Consider the following 17394-nt stretch of genomic DNA (forward strand, 5'->3'; position numbering starts at 1 on the left):
CCGCAAATCAGAGGTGGTAGTCGCCCGCGGCTTCCGGCTGGTATTCCACTTCCAGCAGAGTCAGCTTCAGGGTCTTGCCACCCGGCGCCGGCCAGTCGATGTATTGACCCACCTGCAAGCCCAGCAAGGCACTGCCCACGGGTGCAAGGATCGAAATCTTGCCTTCGTCGGCGTTGGCGTCCTGTGGATAAACCAGGGTCAGGTGATAGTCCTTGCCACTGCTTTCCTCACGGCAATGCACACGCGAGTTCATGGTTACGACACCGGCCGGTACTTCATCGTGACCCACCAGCGTTTCGGCACGATCCAACTCGGTTTGCAGTGCAATGACGCCTGGCAGCGAGTCGTCCAGGCTGTCGATCAGGCGCTCCAGACGTTGCACGTCAAGGCGGGTAAGGATGATGGATGGTGCAGTACTCATGATCCTGGCTGACTCCTATTTTTTCTGCACAAAAAAGCAAAACCCCGCCAAATAAGACGGGGTTCTCACCGGCCTCGATGTAGCGAGGCGAAGTCGGACACTATCACAGCACACTGAATAAACAAACCGTACCAGTACGAACCTAAAGTCCCCCGGCTGTACCGCTCTGTTTGCGCTGCAGCGCTTGTGCGCAGATCACTCGCCGCCGCTCGTCATCGGCCGAACGCCACTCGCGAATATCCTCCACATGGCGGAAACAGCCGCGGCAGACCTTCTCCTCATCGAGACGGCACAGACTGATGCACGGCGAACTGACCGCCGGGCTGACATTACTGTAGAGCGGCTTGGGCGGTCGGGCTGCGGCGGGCTGAGTCACGACCTCAGAGCCCTTCGAAATCGAGCTTGATATCCGCCTGTTCGAGAACGATGCGTTCCAGCATCTCCCCCAGCTGCTCTTCACTCTTGTCGCACATCCAGCGCTCGCTTTCCTCGTCGTAGTCGAAGTGGAAACCACCGGAGCGGGCGGCCAGCCACAGCTGGCGCAAAGGTTCCTGGCGACTGAAGATCACCTGGCTGCCGTTGTCGAACTTGACGGTGAGCACTCCGGCGGAGCTTTCCAGGTCAATGTCCAGGTCGCTCTCATCGAAAATATCCTCCAGCGTCTGCTGGGTGGCGTCCACCAGGTCGTGAAAACGGGCTTCGGTCAAACTCATTGCAGGAACCTCAAAAAGTGTCTACTCACGCTCAAGCGCCGCAAGATACGGACGCTCCCCGGCGAATGCAAAGGATACCGAACAGGTGGATAAATGCGACGCCCATTGTGTCGGAAGCCGACCAAAGCCTCTGAGCAGCCCCTGGCAAAGGCCCGCTGGACGGGAGTTACGCTGCATAGGCAAGCTGCCGGGTGGCCGGTATACTCGGGCGCAATTTACGCATTCTCAAGGATTTCGCCATGAAGCGCCTGATCTCTTCCCTTGCTGCGCTCGTCGCGGTTGCCTGCCTTGTTACCGCCTGCGGCCAGAAAGGCCCGCTGTATCTGCCCGATGACAGCAAATCCCCAGAAGAACAGGCGAAATCGCAGTCGAAGTCGCACAAGCACGACACCTACTAAGGGCTCACCATGGACGCTTTCAACTACCGCGACGGTGAGCTGTTCGCGGAAGGCGTAGCCCTGTCCGCCATTGCCGAGCGTTTCGGCACGCCGACCTACGTCTACTCCCGAGCGCACATCGAGGCCCAGTACCTGGCCTATGCCGAGGCGCTTGCCGGCATGCCGCACCTGGTCTGCTTCGCGGTAAAAGCCAACTCCAACCTGGGTGTGCTGAATGTCCTGGCGCGCTTGGGCGCAGGCTTCGACATCGTCTCCCGGGGCGAGCTGGAGCGCGTCCTGGCGGCTGGCGGCCAAGCCGACAAGATTGTCTTTTCCGGTGTCGGCAAGACCCGTGACGACATGCGCCGAGCCCTGGAAGTGGGCGTCCATTGCTTCAACGTCGAGTCCGCAGAAGAGCTTGAGCGCCTGCAGCTGGTGGCCGCCGAACTGGGTGTTCGCGCGCCAATCTCGCTGCGAGTCAATCCCGACGTCGATGCCGGCACTCACCCGTATATCTCCACCGGGCTCAAGGAAAACAAGTTCGGCATCGACATTGCGACTGCCGAGGACGTGTACATCCGCGCCGCGCAGCTGCCGAACCTGGATATCGTCGGGGTCGACTGCCACATCGGCTCGCAACTCACCACCCTGGCCCCTTTCATCGACGCCCTCGACCGCCTGCTGGATCTGGTGGACCGTCTTGGAGAATGCGGCATCTACCTGCGCCACATCGATCTGGGTGGCGGTCTGGGCGTGCGTTATCGCGACGAAGAGCCGCCACTGGCCGCCGACTACATCAAGGCCGTGCGTGAACGCCTGGATGGCCGCGACCTGGCCCTGGTGTTCGAACCGGGCCGCTTCATCGTGGCCAACGCCGGTGTACTGCTGACCCGTGTCGAGTACCTCAAGCACACCGAACACAAGGATTTCGCCATCGTCGACGGCGCCATGAACGACCTGATCCGCCCAGCGCTGTACCAGGCCTGGATGGATGTCAGTGCCGTCCAGCCGCGGGATGCCGAACCCCGCACCTACGACATCGTCGGACCGATCTGCGAAACCGGCGACTTCCTCGCCAAGGAACGCAACCTGGCCCTGGCCGAGGGCGATCTGCTGGCGGTGCATTCTGCTGGTGCCTATGGTTTCGTCATGAGCTCGAACTACAACACCCGCGGCCGTGCCGCTGAAGTACTGGTCGATGGTGACCAGGCTGTTGAAGTGCGTCGCCGCGAGACGGTAGCCGAGTTATTCGCTGGCGAAAGCCTGCTGCCGGAGTAAGACCATGCTGCTGCGTTTTACCAAGATGCATGGCCTGGGCAATGACTTCATGGTTCTCGACCTGGTCAGCCAGCACGCGCATATTCTGCCCAAGCACGCCAAACAATGGGGTGATCGCCATACCGGAATCGGCTTCGATCAACTGCTGATCGTCGAGGCCCCGAGCAACCCGGACGTGGACTTCCGCTACCGGATCTTCAACTCCGACGGCTCCGAAGTGGAACAGTGCGGCAACGGCGCCCGCTGCTTCGCCCGTTTCGTACTGGACAAGCGCCTGACCACCAAGCGTCAGATCCGCGTCGAGACCAAGAGCGGCGTCATCGAACTGGATGTACGCAACGACGGACAGATCAGCGTCAACATGGGGGCTCCGCGCCTGGTGCCGGCGGACATTCCGTTCCAGGCCCCGGCCCAGGCCGACAGCTACACGCTGGACGTCGATGGCCTGCAGGTCGAGCTGGCCGCCGTGTCCATGGGCAACCCTCACGCCGTGTTGCGGGTGGATGACATCAACAGCGCGCCGGTACACGAACTGGGGCCGAAGATCGAGCATCACCCGCGCTTCCCGGCGCGGGTCAATGTCGGTTTTCTCCAGGTGCTGGACCGTCAACGCGCGCAATTGCGGGTCTGGGAACGTGGCGCCGGGGAAACCCAGGCCTGCGGTACCGGCGCCTGCGCAGCCGCAGTGGCCGCGATCAGCCAGGGGTGGATGGATTCGCCCCTATTGATCGACCTGCCGGGCGGGCGCCTGTCCATTGAATGGGCAGGCCCTGGCCAACCGGTGATGATGACCGGTCCGGCAGTGCGCGTATACGAAGGACAGGTGCGTCTTTAAGTGAGCGAAATCCATGACTGATCAGCCGCAGGCTCCCGCCGCAAAGCCCGACCCAACGCCTTCTGCCGACCTGGACGCAGCCGCCGTTGCCGCGTACCTGGAGGCCCATCCGGACTTCTTCGTCGAGCACGACGAGTTGCTCCCGGCCTTGCGCATTCCGCACCAGCGCGGCGACACCGTATCGCTGGTGGAGCGGCAGATGAAGATCCTGCGCGAGCGCAACATCGAGATGCGCCATCGCCTGTCGCAATTGATGGACGTGGCCCGGGACAACGATCGGCTGTTCGACAAGACCCGACGCCTGATCCTGGCCCTGATGGACGCCACCAGCCTGGAAGAGGTGGTGATGAGTGTCGAAGACAGCCTGCGCCAGGATTTCCAGGTGCCCTTCGTCAGCCTGATTCTGTTCAGCGACAGCCCCATGCCGGTAGGCCGCTGGGTCTGCGCCGCCGAAGCCCAGGGCGCCATCGGCGGCCTGCTTTCAGAAGGCAAGAGTGTCAGTGGCAGTCTGCGCGAGCACGAACTGGACTTTCTCTTCGGCGAAGAACAGCGCAAGCAGATCGGCTCCACTGCGGTAGTCGCCCTGGCGCACCAGGGCATGCACGGTGTACTGGCCATCGCCAGCCGTGACCCGCAGCACTACAAGAGCTCGGTGGGCACCCTGTTCCTCAATTACATTGCTGAAGTCACCGGCCGCGTGCTGCCGCGCTTCACTCACTCGCTGCGCTCGGTACGCTGACCATGCAGCAGCAACTGGATGCCTACTGCGCACACCTGCGCAGTGAGCGCCAGGTGTCGGCCCATACCCTGCTGGCCTACCGGCGCGATCTCGACAAGGTGTTGGGATTCTGTGAAAAGCAGCAGGTGCGCAGCTGGACCGACCTGGATATCCAGGGCTTGCGCAGCATGATTGCCCGCCTGCACCAGCAAGGTCAGTCATCACGCAGCCTGGCACGCCTTCTGTCCGCCGTGCGCGGGCTCTATCACTACCTGAACCGCGAAGGGCTGTGCGATCACGACCCGGCCAACGGCCTGGCACCGCCCAAGGGCGAACGTCGCCTGCCCAAGACCCTGGATACCGATCGCGCCCTGCAACTGCTCGACGGCGCGGTAGAAGACGACTTCCTGGCCTATCGCGACCAGGCGATCCTGGAACTGTTCTACTCCTGCGGCTTGCGTCTCTCCGAGCTGACCAGCCTGAACCTCGAACAGCTGGATCTGGCCGACGGCCTGGTGCAGGTGCTGGGCAAAGGCAGCAAGACCCGTGTGCTGCCGGTGGGCAAGAAGGCCCGGGAAGCCCTGACGCTGTGGCTGCCGCTGCGAGCCCTGAGCAACCCGCCGGACGGCGCCCTGTTCGTCAGCCAGAAGGGGCGCCGCCTGGGGCCACGAGCCATTCAGTTGCGGGTCAAGGCCGCCGGCGAGCGGGAACTGGGGCAGAACCTGCACCCGCACATGCTGCGCCACTCCTTTGCCAGCCACCTGCTGGAGTCCTCCCAGGACCTGCGAGCCGTGCAAGAGTTGCTGGGGCATTCGGACATCAAGACCACACAGATCTATACCCACCTGGACTTCCAGCACCTGGCAGCGGTCTACGACAGCGCCCATCCACGGGCCAAACGCAACAAAGGCGGTGAGTAATGACCATCAAGCTGATCACCTTCGACCTCGACGACACCCTGTGGGATACCGCGCCGGTGATTGTCAGCGCCGAAGCCACCCTGCGCCAGTGGTTGACCGATCACGCACCGAATCTCGGCGGCGTGCCGGTGGAGCATCTGTGGGCCATTCGCGAACGGGTGCTGCAGGACGAGCCGACGCTCAAGTACCGGATCAGCGCCCTGCGCCGCCGGGTGCTATTCCATGCCCTGCAAGAGGCCGGGTATGAGCACAGCCAAGCCAGTCTGCTGGCCGATCAGAGCTTCGAAGTGTTCCTGCATGCCAGGCATCAGCTGGACATCTTCCCCGAGGTTCAGCCGACCCTGGAGGCCCTGGCCAATCATTTCGCCCTTGGTGTCGTCACCAACGGCAATGCCGACGTACGTCGCCTGGGCCTGGCGGACTACTTCAAATTCGCCCTGTGCGCCGAAGACATCGGGGTCGCCAAGCCGGATGCACGGCTGTTCCATGAAGCCCTGCAGCGCGGTGGTGCCACCGCGGATACTGCCGTGCACATCGGCGATCACCCGGGCGACGACATTGCCGGCGCCCAGCAGGCGGGCCTTCGGGCCATCTGGTTCAATCCTGCGGGCAAGGCCTGGGAAGCCGAGCGCGCCCCTGATGCCGAGATTCGCAGCCTCAAAGAACTGCCAGCACTGCTGGGTCGCTGGCACAGCGGCACCTGATGCGGCTCGTTCTGTAGGAGCGAGCTTGCTCGCGATCGCCGCCACGCGGCGCCATTTACCCGGCACGCGCCCATGAAAAAGCCCGCAGCGACGGCGGGCTTTTTCAGCAAGCAAGTAACAAGGCTCAGATCGGCCGGCTGCCGTACTTGTTATCAGGCTTCTTGGGCGGATCGGCGACCACATTGGCCTCGACTTCCTGCACTTTGCCGCCACGGGCCAGGAACTCTTCCATGGCACGCGCCAGTGCATCACGCTCCTTGTTCTTGGCTTCGACACTCGGCAGCTCGTCTACCGAGACCGCGGCCTTGGCCTTGCCTTTGGCGGTCGGAGCAGGAACATCACTGCCGTCGTCTTCCGCCACATCGTCGGCGGCCGCTTCAAGACCTTCTTCGGTTTCGTCTTCGTCACCTACTTCGAGGTCGTCGTTTTCCAGATCATCGTCGCTCATGTTCTACCTCATGACTTGCGAAAAGCAGATTAGTTATAGCCCAGCTGCGCCGACTGTCGAAGGCTGCCGGAAAAAAATCAACGTCCACTGATACTCAGCGGCTTATGCCCTATCACCCTGCAGGGTGGCAAGGACTTTGCGAGCACCGCCATGATCGCGATGCTCGCCCAGATAAACACCTTGCCAGGTGCCTAGCGCCAAGCGCCCCGCCGCTACCGGCAAAGTCAGCTGACAGCCTAGCAAACTGGCTTTGAAGTGCGCCGGAAGGTCGTCCGCGCCCTCGTCGTCATGTTCGTACCCGGCCATGCCTTGAGGCACCAGGGTGTTGAAGAAACGCTCGAAGTCACGCCGTACCGCCGGATCGGCGTTCTCGTTGATGGTCAACGAGGCCGAGGTATGTTGCAGCCATAAATGCAGCAGACCAACCCGACATGCCCTCAACTCAGGCAGGCCGGCGAGCAACTCGTCCGTCACCAGATGAAAGCCCCGGGGCCTGGCCCGCAGGGTAATCAGGGTCTGTTGCCACATACCGATCTCCACGCTTCGGCGCGCATTCTAGCGCGCTCAGGGAAAAAACAAAGCGCCGAATAATCCTGCTTTAGTGTAAGCATTTGTCCTGCTGGAAATCGCCACGGCATACACGCCAATGCTTGTCAGTAAATCCATTCAGCCTTTCTCAATGACAAATGCCAGGCAAAAAAATGCCCGGCCGGAGCCGGGCGTTTTTTCAGGCGCGATTACAGGTTGTAACCCCGCTCGTTGTGTTGTGCCAGATCGAGGCCGACCGCTTCTTCTTCCTCGGTAACCCGAAGCCCGATGATGGCATCCAGGACCTTGAGAATGATGTAGGTCACGATCGCGGTGTAGATCACGGTAAAGCCCACACCTTTGCACTGAATCCAGACTTGCGCGGCGATGTCGGTCACGGTGCCGAAGCCGCCCAGAGATGGAGCGGCGAACACACCGGTGAGGATCGCGCCAAGAATACCGCCGATGCCGTGAACGCCGAAGGCATCCAGGGAGTCGTCATAACCCAGCTTGCGCTTGAGGCTGGTGGCACAGAAGAAGCACACCACGCCAGCGGCCAGGCCGATGATCAGGGCGCCCATCGGGCCAACGGTGCCCGCTGCCGGAGTGATGGCTACCAGGCCGGCGACCACGCCCGAAGCGATACCCAGCGCGCTTGGCTTGCCGTGGGTGATCCACTCGGCAAACATCCAGCCCAGGGCCGCGGCGGCAGTAGCGATCTGCGTCACCAGCATGGCCATGCCGGCAGTACCGTTGGCCGCAGCAGCGGAGCCGGCGTTAAAGCCGAACCAACCGACCCACAGCATGGCCGCGCCCATCAGGGTATAGCCCAGGTTGTGGGGAGCCATCGGCGTGGTAGGGAAGCCTTTGCGCTTGCCCAGTACCAGGCACGCCACCAGGCCTGCGATACCGGCATTGATGTGGACCACGGTGCCGCCGGCGAAATCCAGCACGCCCCAGTCCCACATCAGGCCGCCGTTGCCGGACCAGACCATGTGCGCGATCGGTGCATACACCAGGGTGAACCAGACGCCCATGAAGATCAGCATGGCGGAGAACTTCATCCGCTCGGCGAAGGCACCGACAATCAACGCCGGAGTGATGATGGCGAAAGTCATCTGGAAGGTGATGAACACCGCTTCAGGGAACAGCGCCGCTGGGCCGGTTACGCTGGCTGGGGTCACGCCCGCCAGGAAGGCCTTGCCCAGGCCACCGAAGAAGGAGTTGAAGTTGACGACGCCCTGTTCCATGCCCGTCGTGTCGAACGCAATGCTGTAGCCATAGATGACCCACAGAATGCTGATCAGGCCGGTAATGGCAAAGCACTGCATCAGCACCGAAAGAATGTTTTTCGACCGCACCATGCCGCCATAGAACAGCGCCAGGCCAGGAATGGTCATGAACAGCACCAAGGCTGTGGAAGTCAGCATCCAGGCGGTGTCGCCGGAATTGAGGACTGGAGCTGCCACTTCGTCTGCCGCCATGGCCAGGCCAGGCATTACGAGGGACAAAAGGGCTCCTAGCCCTGCGAATTTACGCAGAGTCATATTGTTTTCTCCTGGGGCGTTGGGTTTGGCGGCTTAGATTGCGTCGGTATCGGTTTCGCCGGTACGGATGCGAATAGCCTGTTCCAGATTGACCACGAAGATCTTGCCGTCACCGATCTTGCCGGTGTTGGCGGCCTTGGTTATCGCCTCGATAACCCGGTCAAGATCCTTGTCGTCAATGGCGACATCGATCTTCACCTTGGGCAGGAAATCCACCACATACTCCGCACCGCGATACAGCTCGGTGTGACCCTTCTGCCGGCCGAAGCCTTTGACCTCAGTGACGGTAATGCCCTGCACGCCGATCTCGGACAGCGACTCGCGCACGTCGTCCAACTTGAACGGCTTGATGATGGCAGTGACTAGCTTCATGAAACTCTCTCCCGAATTGGTGGACTTGCCCCAGGAAAACAAACCCGACTCAAGTCTAAGCGCAGTGCCTGGCTTTGTAACGCATCGTCGGCCTTCCTCAGCCAGACCGACGCCAGCTAACCGCTTCTGACGAAACACTCCCCGCTCCGCCTGCCGCACTGCATTCGTCACAGCGACTGCATCAGTGCATGGGTCACCAAGGTCTAAGCAGAAAGCTTGCCAGCTCGGGAAAAATCAGTGATTTCAGTCTCTTGCCCACAGCCGTTCGGGCTTGCCACAAATCGGCACCGCGGATACGCACAATAACGGTGCGCGAGCGCCCGCCCGGATGCGCGAAAAACGTGCAGAGCGGGCACCACCAAGCCCTTGAGCCGTGCGTGATACACTGCGGCCCATCTGCTATTCAGGACACTCCCATGCTCGCGCCCAAAGACCTTCTCGATGCCCTGAGCGGCCACGCCTCGCGTTTGCTCAGCGGTGAAACACCTCTGCCTCGCAATGAAATCGAAAGCCAGTTCAAGGCCCTGCTGCAAAGCGGCTTCAGCAAACTGGACCTGGTCAGCCGGGAAGAATTCGACAGCCAGATGGTGGTCCTGGCCCGCACCCGGGCACGCCTGGAAAGCCTGGAGGCCAAAGTGGCGGAGCTGGAAGCCCGGCTCAATCCGGCAGCGCAATGAGCTGAACCCGCGATTCGCCGGCAAGCCGGCTCCTACAAACCTGGAGCCGGTTTGCCAACGAAAGCCGTAGCGCCGGCGACATATCCTGTGCGCATTCAAAGCTCCTCCCGCCAAAGCCCTCATCTATCCTTGCAGCACCGCAGGACGCGGTTCCCGCTGTCTCAAGGAAGATCTTCCCATGTCCCTGGCAATCATCCACAGCCGTGCCCAAGTGGGCGTACAGGCTCCGGCTGTCAGCGTTGAAGTGCACCTGGCCAACGGCCTGCCGAGCCTGACCCTGGTCGGGCTGCCGGAAGCTGCAGTCAAGGAAAGCAAGGACCGGGTGCGCAGCGCCATCCTCAACGCCGGATTCAACTTCCCGCCGCGACGCATCACCCTCAACCTAGCTCCGGCGGACTTGCCCAAGGACGGTGGACGATTCGACCTGGCCATCGCCCTGGGCATCCTCGCCGCCAGCGTGCAGGTGCCGGCCCTGGCGCTGGACAACATCGAATGCCTGGGTGAGCTGGCTCTGTCCGGCGCGGTGCGAGCAGTACGCGGTGTGCTCCCGGCTGCGCTGGCGGCACGCAAGGCGGGACGCACCCTGCTGGTGCCCCGGGCCAATGCCGAGGAAGCCTGCCTGGCCTCGGGCCTGGAGGTGATCGCCGTAGACCATCTGCTGGAGGCCGTCGCCCACTTCAATGGCCACGTCCCCATCGCGGCTTACGTCAGCGACGGCTTGCAGGAGAATCAGACGCCCTACCCCGACCTGCGGGAAGTCCAGGGCCAACTGGCCGCCAAGCGTGCCTTGCTGGTCGCTGCCGCCGGTGCCCACAACCTGCTGTTCAGCGGCCCGCCCGGCACCGGCAAGACCTTGCTGGCCAGTCGCTTGCCCGGCCTGCTGCCACCCTTGCAGGAAGACGAAGCCCTGGAAGTCGCAGCCATTCAATCGGTGAGCAGCCACAAGCCGCTGCGCCACTGGCCGCAGCGCCCCTTCCGCCAGCCCCATCATTCGGCATCAGGCCCTGCACTGGTGGGTGGCGGTTCGAAACCTCGTCCGGGAGAAATCACCCTGGCCCATCACGGTGTGTTGTTTCTCGATGAACTGCCGGAGTTCGACCGCAAGGTCCTGGAGGTTCTGCGCGAGCCCATGGAGTCGGGCCAGATCGTCATCTCTCGCGCCCGCGACCGGCTACAGTTTCCAGCGCGCTTCCAACTGGTAGCCGCCATGAACCCCTGCCCCTGTGGCTACCTTGGCGACCCCAACGGACGGTGTCGCTGCACGCCGGAACAGATCCAGCGCTATCGCAACAAGCTGTCCGGCCCCTTGCTCGATCGCATCGACCTGCACCTGACCGTGGCTCGCGAAGCCACCGCCCTGAACCCCGAGCCGCAACCGGGGGACGACAGTGCCAGCGCCGCCGCCCGGGTGGCTCAAGCTCGCGAGCTGCAACGCCAACGCCAGGGTTGCGCCAATGCCCATCTCGACCTCCCCGGCCTGAGGCGCCATTGCCGGCTATCCACGGCTGACGAACGCTGGCTGGAAGCGGCCTGCGAACGCCTGGACCTGTCGCTACGAGCCGCCCACCGCCTGCTGAAGGTGGCCCGGAGCCTGGCCGACCTGGAGCAGGCGGCACGGATCAACCGCGAGCATCTGGCAGAAGCCCTGCATTACCGGCCGAGCACAGGTTGAAGGGTCACTCCTTGGACAGATCCACCAGCGGCGTGGGACGCACTTCGGTCTGGCGTCCATCCTGAATCTTGCCGACAAGACTCAGCGCATCATCCACCGCAGCCTTGTCCGCCAGCAGGTTGTAGCGGATCTGGAATTGCCGTTGCTCCTTGGCGCCGATGGTCGGCACCAGATTCAGCGGACGCTGATAGCGGCGGTTGTAAGAGAAACTGGTGCCCGGTTCCAGTCCCGTCACATAACCCTGGCCCTGGGTGTCGGTGTTCTTCCATAGCGAGAACACCGGCAACTGCTGGGTATTGAAGCCCAGCGATACGCCGAGACTACCCGCCTTGTTATGCAGCACCGCCAGGGTCTCGCCCTTGGCGTCGGCATAAGGCACGACGTTGTAGACGGTCTCGTCATAGTCGCGGGTCGGGCCGCGATAGGTCTGCCAGTCCCCCAGATCGGCCTTGGCTTTGTCGTTGAAGGGCGAGACTTGTTTTACCGGTGCCGCAAACTTGGCCCCCTGCTCGAGGAACGGCGTGCTGAAGTTGCTGTGGTACAGCGCCTGGTATTCCTTCGGATAATCACCGTTGTTGGTCAACCGGTCATTGAGGGTGAAACTGGTACTGCCGGGCTCGGTAACCAGTTCGGTGGCGACACTGAAATCGACCTTCTTGAACGCCTGCTCCTTGAGCTCGCCCCGCAAGTGAATGGCGTAAGGCGGTTTCTCGTCGATATGCAGGGTGACCTTGCTGGCGGGAATGTTCGCCGCGCGGCCATGCAGTGTCAGCAACTCGCCATTGTCCAGGCCAGGGTGCCCGACCCACTCGTAGCCGCAGCGCGTCACCAGCTCATTGAAGCCTTCCAGCCAGCCCAGGCCACCACGGCCATTGAGTTCGATGAACGCCGGATTGACCACTTCCTTGACCGGTGAATCCCAGCCCAGGCGCACATCGCCCACCGAGGCCTGCAACACATTCATGCCCCGGGTCGGCACCACCGAGAGCTTCATCACACCATTGTCGATGTCGATGATGCTCACCCCTTCCTGGCGACCGCCATGCAAGGTGCGCAAGGTCACGGAAAAAGGCCGCTCGGTCTTTACCCCCAGTTGCTGGCTGGTGAGGTGCAGGTTGTCGGCGGCCTTGTCGCTGTCGAGCAATACATAGTCCCAGGCCATGGCATGGGAAGCGGCGCTCAGCGCGGCGAGGGAAACAAGCAGTTTGAGGGACTTCATCGAGGGATTGCCTTTATTGGAGTTGTACGATTTTTATAGCGCTGAAGAATCGTTTCAGCAAGCCAATAAATCGCGCTAACCACCACAAGATCCCATCATTTGTACTGAGGCCCTTAGTCCTCGAACCCCAACAGCAAACCCGCCACTTCCAAGACTTCTGCCAAGGCAGCCTCGGCAGCTTCGGTCGAGGCCCGCAGCAGCAGGTCATCGGCATAGCCCATGGTTTGCGCGAACAACTGTCGTGCCACGCGTTCGGGGCTGGAGCAGCGGAACACTCCGGCCTGGACCCCACGGTGGACGATCTGCGCCAACATCTGCTGCCACTGACCGTTGATCTTCAGGTAGGCCTCGGCCAGCTCCTGGTCATACATGGCCTCGTCCCAGGCATCGAGCCACAGCGCCCAGCCGTCCTCGGCGGAATCGGGCAGGCAATCGCGAAGAAAACCCTGCAGCGCCTCCAAGGGCGCGACGCCTTGCAGCGGTTCGCCCACCGCCTCCAGTTGCTCATTGGCAAAACGGATGAAGGCCTCGCGGCGCAGCTCCTTCCAATCGCTGAAGTAGTGATAGACATGACTGCGGGACAACCCGGCATGTTCGGCCAGGTCGCGAGTGGAGACATCGGCGAACCCCTTGCTGCGAAACAACTCCAGGGCCGCGCCGATGATCTGGTCTTTACGGTCGTTACGGGACATGGGCAATCGGGCCTCTTGACGCCGAGATGGACGGCGCTTGCATTTTGAGCGATCGCTCAAAGATAATTGAGCAGTCGCTCAATATTAACCGTTATCACACCTGTGGTGCACTCATGTCTGTCGTCACCCCATCCGTTATCGTCGACTCCACACAAAAGATCGGCCAGCAATCGGCCGGCCAGACGCTCAAGGCCATTGCCCGGGCGTACCCGGGCAAGCTGTTTGTCACGTTGTCCCTGGTGGCGCTAGAGAACGCCCTGCTGCTGGCCTACCCGCTGTTTGCCGGGTTCGCCGTAGACTCGATCCTGCGGGGTGACACCACCCACGCGCTGACCTACGCCCTGGTGGTGCTGGGCTTCTGGGTCGTGGGGGCCGCGCGGCGAGCGGTGGACACCCGCACCTTCACCCGCATCTACGCCGACCTGGCGGTGCCGGTGATCCTCAATCAGCGCCTGCAGCAGCAAAACACTTCCACGGCAGCGGCGCGGGTGGTGCTGGCCAGGGAGTTCGTCGACTTCTTCGAAAAGCATGTGCCGACCATCGCCACCGCCCTGGTATCGATTGTCGGTGCCGCGGTCATGCTGCTGGTGATCGAGCCCTGGATCGGCCTGGCCTGCCTGGGCGCCCTGCTGCTGTGCGTCACCCTGCTGCCGCGCTTTGCACGGCGCAATCAGCAGTTGCACGAACGCCTGAACGATCGACTGGAAAAGGAAATCGGCCTGGTGGCCAAGGTCGGCGCCGCCTCGCTGAAGCGTCACTATCGGCTGCTGTCGCGGCTGCGCATCTGGCTCTCGGACCGGGAGGCGGCGGCCTATCTGTTTCTGGGCACCGTGGCGGCGATTCTGTTCGTCATCGCCATCAGTCAGCTGGCGCTGTCACCCGAGGTCAAGGCCGGGCATGTGTATGCGGTAATGACTTATCTGTGGACCTTCGTCAGCAGCGTCGACGAGGCCCCGACCATGGTCGATCAATTGGCGCGCCTGCGGGACATCGGCAAGCGCGTTGACCCGGGGCTGAGTGAACCGACCGAACCCCGCTAAACCTCAGAACCGCCGGACGCGATAGCCGCCGGCGTGCAGCAGGACCTTGCCCCGCAACCCAGGGTTGCGGGGCGAAAGGGCCACTGTCAGCGGAAGCGGTCGACTTCCTGTCGCAGGTCGGCGGCCAGTGTTTCCAGCTCACGAGCAGTGAGCGCCAGGTTGGACACCACTTCCCGTTGCTCGCTGTTGGCCTGGGCAATGCTCTGCAGGTTGCTGCTGAGCACCGTGGCGGTGCTGCTCTGCTCCTGGGTGGCCGTGGTGATGGCGGCGAACTGCTCTCCGGCGCTGCGGCTCTGCTCGTCGATCAGGGCCAGGGCCGAAGCCACATCGGCGTTGCGCGACAAGCCTTCCTGCATCAGCCGGTTGCCCTGCTCCATGGTCTCGATGGCATGGCCGGTTTCCTGCTGGATGCTGTTGATCATCTGCGAGATTTCGTCGGTGGCCTCGCGGGTACGCGACGCCAGGTTGCGCACCTCATCCGCCACCACGGCGAAGCCGCGACCCTGCTCGCCGGCACGGGCCGCCTCGATGGCGGCGTTGAGTGCAAGCAGGTTGGTCTGGTCGGCAATCGCGGTGATCACCCCGACAATTCCGCCGATCTCCTGGGAGCGTTGGCCCAGGGTATTGATTACCGTAGCCGTGCTGTTGAGCGCCCCGGCAATCTGCTCCAGGGACGATGACGCCTGCTCCATGGACTCGCGGCCGATATGGGTCTGCTGAGCATTTTCCTCGGCCAGGCGCTGGGTGCTGCCCATGTTGTCGGCGATGTTCAGCGACGTGGCGCTGAACTCCTCAACCGCCCCCGCCATGCTGGTGATCTCGCCCGACTGCTGCTCCATGCCTTCATAGGCACCGCTGGACAGGCCAGACAAGGCCTGGGCCCGACCGTTGACCTCTGCGGCAGAACGGCGGATGTGCTCGACCATGGTCGACAAGGCTTCACCCATCTGGTTGAAACTGCGAGCCAGTTGGCCGATCTCATCGTGGCTGGACACATTCAACCGCGCACTCAGGTCGCCGCCGCCCAAGGCCTGGGCCTGACGCACCAGATCACTCAAGGGCGCCAGCTTGCTGCGCAGCAGCCAGACCGTAGCGCCCACCGCCAACAACATCGCCAACAGGCTGCCGATCACCAGACGGATGCCGACGCTCCAGGTCACCGCCCGAATCTCGGCTTTGGGCATGCTCGCTACCACCGACCAGGGCCCACCGGCAAAAGGCACCGCCAGGCTGTAGAAGTCTTCGCCCTGGTCGCTCCAGAAGCGGCCCTTGCCCGGCTGCTGCGCTGCATCGGTCATGACCTGCGCGGCCTGATCCAGGCCTTGCACGCCCGCCGGTGGCACCAGCCATTTGTGCTGTTCGTCCAGCAAGGCCAGGGAGCCGCTGTGTCCGATGCGAAAGCGCTGGAGATTGTCGAACTGAGCGTTCTGCGCATCGGTGTAGTCAAAACCAACGAACAACACGGCAATCACCTTGCCGGCACGATCCAGCACCGGGGTGTACTGGGTCATGTAGAAACGTTCGAACAACAGCGCCCGGCCGACATAACCCTGCCCCGCCATGAGTTTCTGATAGGCCGGGTGGGCGTGGTCGAGCAAGGTGCCAATGGCCCGGCTGCCGTCCTGCTTGCTCAAGGAAGTACTGACCCGGATGAAGTCGTCGCCGCTGCGCACGAACAGGGTCGCCACCCCGGCGGTCATCTGCTTGAACTCGTCCACTTCCTCGAAGTTGTTGTTCAGCACCACGTCCCCCAGGTGCAGGCCCGGGGTCTGGACCCCGGCCACACTCACCGGTTGCTCGGGATGCAGACTCAGGCCGCTGCGGAAGCGGTTTTCAAACAAGCCGCTGAGGCGCTGGGTGCTTTCGCGCAGGCTGCTGTGAAAGGTGTTGAGCTGATCCGCCAGCAGGCGCGCTTCGCTGGCCAGGTGCTCCTCTCTAGTGTCGAGATTCGCCGAATCCAGAGAACGCAGGGCAAACAGGGTACTACCGCTGATCACCAGAGCGAGTATCAGGGCAAGGGCAAGCCCTAGCTGGGAGGCTATCCGGGCACGGGGTTGGGACATGATGGCTCCTTCCCGAGAAGGCGGATCATCCTGATCGATCAGCACACTCGGCAGTAATTATTCTAGGATTTTTAGTAATTTAGGACCTTCCTGAACGCTGGTTCCATAACCCATGGATTCGGCGGCGCCCACGAATACTTGAGCGCCTAGCAAGGATATCTCCGCGCCCCCGTCGGCCGGGCACTGCATCGTTTCAGCCGAGGCGCTCTACCTCGGGCAGTTGCATGGCCTGGACCTCGCCCTGGAGAAAGTCGCTGAGGCGTCGCAAACGTTCGCCTCCCGGCCGGGTCTTGGGCCACACCAGGTAATAGTTCAAGCCACTGGCGACGGCGGTCGGCCAGGGCAGGCTCAAGCGACCCTGAGCCACATCTTCGGCCACCATCAGCAGATCCCCCATGGACACGCCGTAACCCCGAGCCGCCGCAATCATCCCCAGTTCCAGGGTATCGAACACCTGCCCGCCCTTGAGGGAAACCTGATCCGTGAGCCCCATCTGCTCCAGCCAACTGCGCCAGTCCCGCCGATCCGGAGTCGGGTGCAACAACTCCGTGGCCGCCAGCCGCGCCACATCCCAGGGCGGGTCTTCGAGCAAGTTCGGAGCACCCACCGGGATCAGCAACTCCGGGAACAGGTAGCTGGCTTCCCAGTCCGGTGGAAAGTGTCCGTTGCTCAGCAGTACCGCGCAGTCGAAGGGCTCCTGGTTGAAGTCCACGGAGTCCACGTCCATCCAGGCACTGGTGAGCTGCACTTCGTTGCCCGGCTGCAGATGGCGGAAGCGGCTGAGGCGGGCCAGCAACCAGCGCATGGTCAGGGTCGACGGCGCCTTCATACGCAGGATGTCGTCTTCGGCCCGCAGGGTATTGCAGGCCCGCTCCAGGGCACCGAAACCCTCGCGGATACCCGGCAGCAGCAAGCGCGCCGCTTCGGTCAGTTGCAGATTGCGCCCGCTGCGCTGGAACAGCCGGCAGGCGAAGTGCTCCTCCAGGGTGCGGATATGCCGGCTGACAGCGCTCTGGGTAATGGACAGTTCCTCGGCCGCGCGGGTGAAGGAGCTGTGCCGCGCCGCCGCTTCGAAGGCGCGCAGGGCATAAAGAGGAGGAAGACGACGGGACATGGACGCGCTCCAGCAGCGGAATGACGCAACGCTACCAGAAAGATATTCGCATGAGT

20 protein-coding genes and 1 pseudogene are annotated in these 17394 nt (G+C 62.6%); 9 read left to right on the forward strand and 12 right to left on the reverse strand.

Going from position 1 to position 17394, the window contains the following annotated elements; translation table 11 throughout:
- Window positions 1-7: 7 nt before the first annotated feature.
- From rnk to cyaY, 3 genes are all read right to left on the reverse strand, one after another.
- Complete coding sequence (gene rnk / locus Q8O96_RS16800; RefSeq protein WP_011064182.1) at window positions 8-421, reverse strand: nucleoside diphosphate kinase regulator; 414 nt, start codon at window positions 419-421, stop codon at window positions 8-10.
- Between the two features lie 142 nt (window positions 422-563).
- The gene (locus Q8O96_RS16805; RefSeq protein ID WP_102862228.1) at window positions 564-797 is read right to left on the reverse strand and encodes a DUF1289 domain-containing protein; all 234 of its coding nucleotides are present in this window, start codon (window positions 795-797) and stop codon (window positions 564-566) included.
- 4 nt (window positions 798-801) lie between these two features.
- On the reverse strand, window positions 802-1134 hold the full coding sequence (gene cyaY / locus Q8O96_RS16810; RefSeq protein ID WP_102862229.1) for an iron donor protein CyaY: 333 nt from the start codon (window positions 1132-1134) through the stop codon (window positions 802-804).
- Window positions 1135-1373: 239 nt separating this feature from the next.
- Between cyaY and Q8O96_RS16815 the strand changes: the two genes are divergently transcribed.
- Genes Q8O96_RS16815 through Q8O96_RS16840 form a run of 6 tightly spaced genes read left to right on the forward strand, consistent with a single transcriptional unit; the run spans window position 1374 to window position 5966 of the window.
- Complete coding sequence (locus Q8O96_RS16815; protein ID WP_082729310.1) at window positions 1374-1532, forward strand: lipoprotein; 159 nt, start codon at window positions 1374-1376, stop codon at window positions 1530-1532.
- A gap of 9 nt (window positions 1533-1541) precedes the next feature.
- On the forward strand, window positions 1542-2789 hold the full coding sequence (lysA, locus tag Q8O96_RS16820; RefSeq protein ID WP_102862230.1) for a diaminopimelate decarboxylase: 1248 nt from the start codon (window positions 1542-1544) through the stop codon (window positions 2787-2789).
- Window positions 2790-2793: 4 nt separating this feature from the next.
- On the forward strand, window positions 2794-3624 hold the full coding sequence (gene dapF, locus Q8O96_RS16825; RefSeq protein WP_102862231.1) for a diaminopimelate epimerase: 831 nt from the start codon (window positions 2794-2796) through the stop codon (window positions 3622-3624).
- Between the two features lie 13 nt (window positions 3625-3637).
- Window positions 3638-4363, forward strand: coding sequence for a DUF484 family protein (locus Q8O96_RS16830; protein WP_102862232.1), 726 nt, complete (start codon window positions 3638-3640; stop codon window positions 4361-4363).
- A 2-nt stretch (window positions 4364-4365) separates the two neighbouring features.
- Window positions 4366-5262, forward strand: a complete 897-nt coding sequence (xerC, locus tag Q8O96_RS16835; protein WP_305949121.1) for a tyrosine recombinase XerC — start codon at window positions 4366-4368, stop codon at window positions 5260-5262.
- The gene (locus tag Q8O96_RS16840; protein WP_305949122.1) at window positions 5262-5966 is read left to right on the forward strand and encodes an HAD family hydrolase; all 705 of its coding nucleotides are present in this window, start codon (window positions 5262-5264) and stop codon (window positions 5964-5966) included. Before xerC ends, Q8O96_RS16840 begins: the two co-directional genes overlap by 1 nt.
- Window positions 5967-6090: 124 nt before the next feature.
- Here the strand turns inward: Q8O96_RS16840 and sutA are convergent, their stop codons facing one another.
- From sutA to glnK, 4 genes are all read right to left on the reverse strand, one after another.
- Window positions 6091-6414, reverse strand: coding sequence for a transcriptional regulator SutA (sutA, locus tag Q8O96_RS16845; RefSeq protein WP_007926654.1), 324 nt, complete (start codon window positions 6412-6414; stop codon window positions 6091-6093).
- Window positions 6415-6516: 102 nt separating this feature from the next.
- On the reverse strand, window positions 6517-6942 hold the full coding sequence (locus Q8O96_RS16850) for a secondary thiamine-phosphate synthase enzyme YjbQ (protein WP_102862235.1): 426 nt from the start codon (window positions 6940-6942) through the stop codon (window positions 6517-6519).
- Window positions 6943-7151: 209 nt separating this feature from the next.
- Window positions 7152-8489: an ammonium transporter gene (locus Q8O96_RS16855; RefSeq protein ID WP_102862236.1), complete on the reverse strand. Its 1338-nt coding sequence runs from the start codon at window positions 8487-8489 to the stop codon at window positions 7152-7154.
- Window positions 8490-8522: 33 nt separating this feature from the next.
- Complete coding sequence (glnK, locus tag Q8O96_RS16860) at window positions 8523-8861, reverse strand: P-II family nitrogen regulator (protein ID WP_002555808.1); 339 nt, start codon at window positions 8859-8861, stop codon at window positions 8523-8525.
- Window positions 8862-9277: 416 nt separating this feature from the next.
- Between glnK and Q8O96_RS16865 the strand changes: the two genes are divergently transcribed.
- Entirely contained in the window at window positions 9278-9538 is a 261-nt protein-coding gene (locus Q8O96_RS16865; RefSeq protein WP_072451854.1) for an accessory factor UbiK family protein, read from the forward strand.
- A gap of 178 nt (window positions 9539-9716) precedes the next feature.
- Window positions 9717-11210, forward strand: a complete 1494-nt coding sequence (locus Q8O96_RS16870) for a YifB family Mg chelatase-like AAA ATPase (protein ID WP_305949123.1) — start codon at window positions 9717-9719, stop codon at window positions 11208-11210.
- A 4-nt stretch (window positions 11211-11214) separates the two neighbouring features.
- On the opposite strand, the gene Q8O96_RS16875 is transcribed toward Q8O96_RS16870, so the two are convergent.
- Entirely contained in the window at window positions 11215-12429 is a 1215-nt protein-coding gene (locus tag Q8O96_RS16875; RefSeq protein ID WP_115581199.1) for an aldose 1-epimerase family protein, read from the reverse strand.
- A 113-nt stretch (window positions 12430-12542) separates the two neighbouring features.
- Window positions 12543-13121 (reverse strand): TetR/AcrR family transcriptional regulator, encoded by a 579-nt coding sequence (locus tag Q8O96_RS16880; RefSeq protein ID WP_305949124.1) that lies wholly within the window; start codon window positions 13119-13121, stop codon window positions 12543-12545.
- Window positions 13122-13234: 113 nt separating this feature from the next.
- On the opposite strand from Q8O96_RS16880, the gene Q8O96_RS16885 reads away from it, so the two are divergent.
- Complete coding sequence (locus Q8O96_RS16885; RefSeq protein ID WP_305949125.1) at window positions 13235-14161, forward strand: ABC transporter six-transmembrane domain-containing protein; 927 nt, start codon at window positions 13235-13237, stop codon at window positions 14159-14161.
- Between the two features lie 86 nt (window positions 14162-14247).
- Here the strand turns inward: Q8O96_RS16885 and Q8O96_RS31290 are convergent, their stop codons facing one another.
- From Q8O96_RS31290 to Q8O96_RS16895, 3 genes and pseudogenes are all read right to left on the reverse strand, one after another.
- Window positions 14248-15108 (reverse strand): methyl-accepting chemotaxis protein, encoded by an 861-nt coding sequence (locus tag Q8O96_RS31290; RefSeq protein WP_371826188.1) that lies wholly within the window; start codon window positions 15106-15108, stop codon window positions 14248-14250.
- A 42-nt stretch (window positions 15109-15150) separates the two neighbouring features.
- Window positions 15151-16224 (reverse strand): annotated as a pseudogene (locus tag Q8O96_RS31295) (Cache 3/Cache 2 fusion domain-containing protein); the annotation flags it as partial.
- Between the two features lie 193 nt (window positions 16225-16417).
- Window positions 16418-17338, reverse strand: a complete 921-nt coding sequence (locus Q8O96_RS16895; protein WP_102862242.1) for a LysR substrate-binding domain-containing protein — start codon at window positions 17336-17338, stop codon at window positions 16418-16420.
- Window positions 17339-17394: the final 56 nt, after the last annotated feature.

The organism is Pseudomonas sp. LPH60 (genome assembly GCF_030718165.1).
Lineage (GTDB): Bacteria > Pseudomonadota > Gammaproteobacteria > Pseudomonadales > Pseudomonadaceae > Aquipseudomonas > Aquipseudomonas danubii.

Excerpts from the sequence above, each read along its gene's own strand:
- Q8O96_RS16875 (WP_115581199.1), bottom strand. The coding sequence starts at position 12,429 with ATGAAGTCCCTCAAACTGCTTGTTTCCCTCGCCGCGCTGAGCGCCGCT.
- glnK (WP_002555808.1), bottom strand. The coding sequence starts at position 8,861 with ATGAAGCTAGTCACTGCCATCATCAAGCCGTTCAAGTTGGACGACGTG.
- lysA (WP_102862230.1), top strand. The coding sequence starts at position 1,542 with ATGGACGCTTTCAACTACCGCGACGGTGAGCTGTTCGCGGAAGGCGTA.
- Q8O96_RS16885 (WP_305949125.1), top strand. The coding sequence starts at position 13,235 with ATGTCTGTCGTCACCCCATCCGTTATCGTCGACTCCACACAAAAGATC.
- rnk (WP_011064182.1), bottom strand. The coding sequence starts at position 421 with ATGAGTACTGCACCATCCATCATCCTTACCCGCCTTGACGTGCAACGT.
- Q8O96_RS16895 (WP_102862242.1), bottom strand. The coding sequence starts at position 17,338 with ATGTCCCGTCGTCTTCCTCCTCTTTATGCCCTGCGCGCCTTCGAAGCG.
- Q8O96_RS16880 (WP_305949124.1), bottom strand. The coding sequence starts at position 13,121 with ATGTCCCGTAACGACCGTAAAGACCAGATCATCGGCGCGGCCCTGGAG.
- Q8O96_RS16870 (WP_305949123.1), top strand. The coding sequence starts at position 9,717 with ATGTCCCTGGCAATCATCCACAGCCGTGCCCAAGTGGGCGTACAGGCT.
- Q8O96_RS16815 (WP_082729310.1), top strand. The coding sequence starts at position 1,374 with ATGAAGCGCCTGATCTCTTCCCTTGCTGCGCTCGTCGCGGTTGCCTGC.
- Q8O96_RS16830 (WP_102862232.1), top strand. The coding sequence starts at position 3,638 with ATGACTGATCAGCCGCAGGCTCCCGCCGCAAAGCCCGACCCAACGCCT.
- cyaY (WP_102862229.1), bottom strand. The coding sequence starts at position 1,134 with ATGAGTTTGACCGAAGCCCGTTTTCACGACCTGGTGGACGCCACCCAG.
- Q8O96_RS31290 (WP_371826188.1), bottom strand. The coding sequence starts at position 15,108 with ATGGGTGAAGCCTTGTCGACCATGGTCGAGCACATCCGCCGTTCTGCC.
- Q8O96_RS16855 (WP_102862236.1), bottom strand. The coding sequence starts at position 8,489 with ATGACTCTGCGTAAATTCGCAGGGCTAGGAGCCCTTTTGTCCCTCGTA.
- dapF (WP_102862231.1), top strand. The coding sequence starts at position 2,794 with ATGCTGCTGCGTTTTACCAAGATGCATGGCCTGGGCAATGACTTCATG.
- Q8O96_RS16865 (WP_072451854.1), top strand. The coding sequence starts at position 9,278 with ATGCTCGCGCCCAAAGACCTTCTCGATGCCCTGAGCGGCCACGCCTCG.
- sutA (WP_007926654.1), bottom strand. The coding sequence starts at position 6,414 with ATGAGCGACGATGATCTGGAAAACGACGACCTCGAAGTAGGTGACGAA.
- xerC (WP_305949121.1), top strand. The coding sequence starts at position 4,366 with ATGCAGCAGCAACTGGATGCCTACTGCGCACACCTGCGCAGTGAGCGC.
- Q8O96_RS16840 (WP_305949122.1), top strand. The coding sequence starts at position 5,262 with ATGACCATCAAGCTGATCACCTTCGACCTCGACGACACCCTGTGGGAT.
- Q8O96_RS16850 (WP_102862235.1), bottom strand. The coding sequence starts at position 6,942 with ATGTGGCAACAGACCCTGATTACCCTGCGGGCCAGGCCCCGGGGCTTT.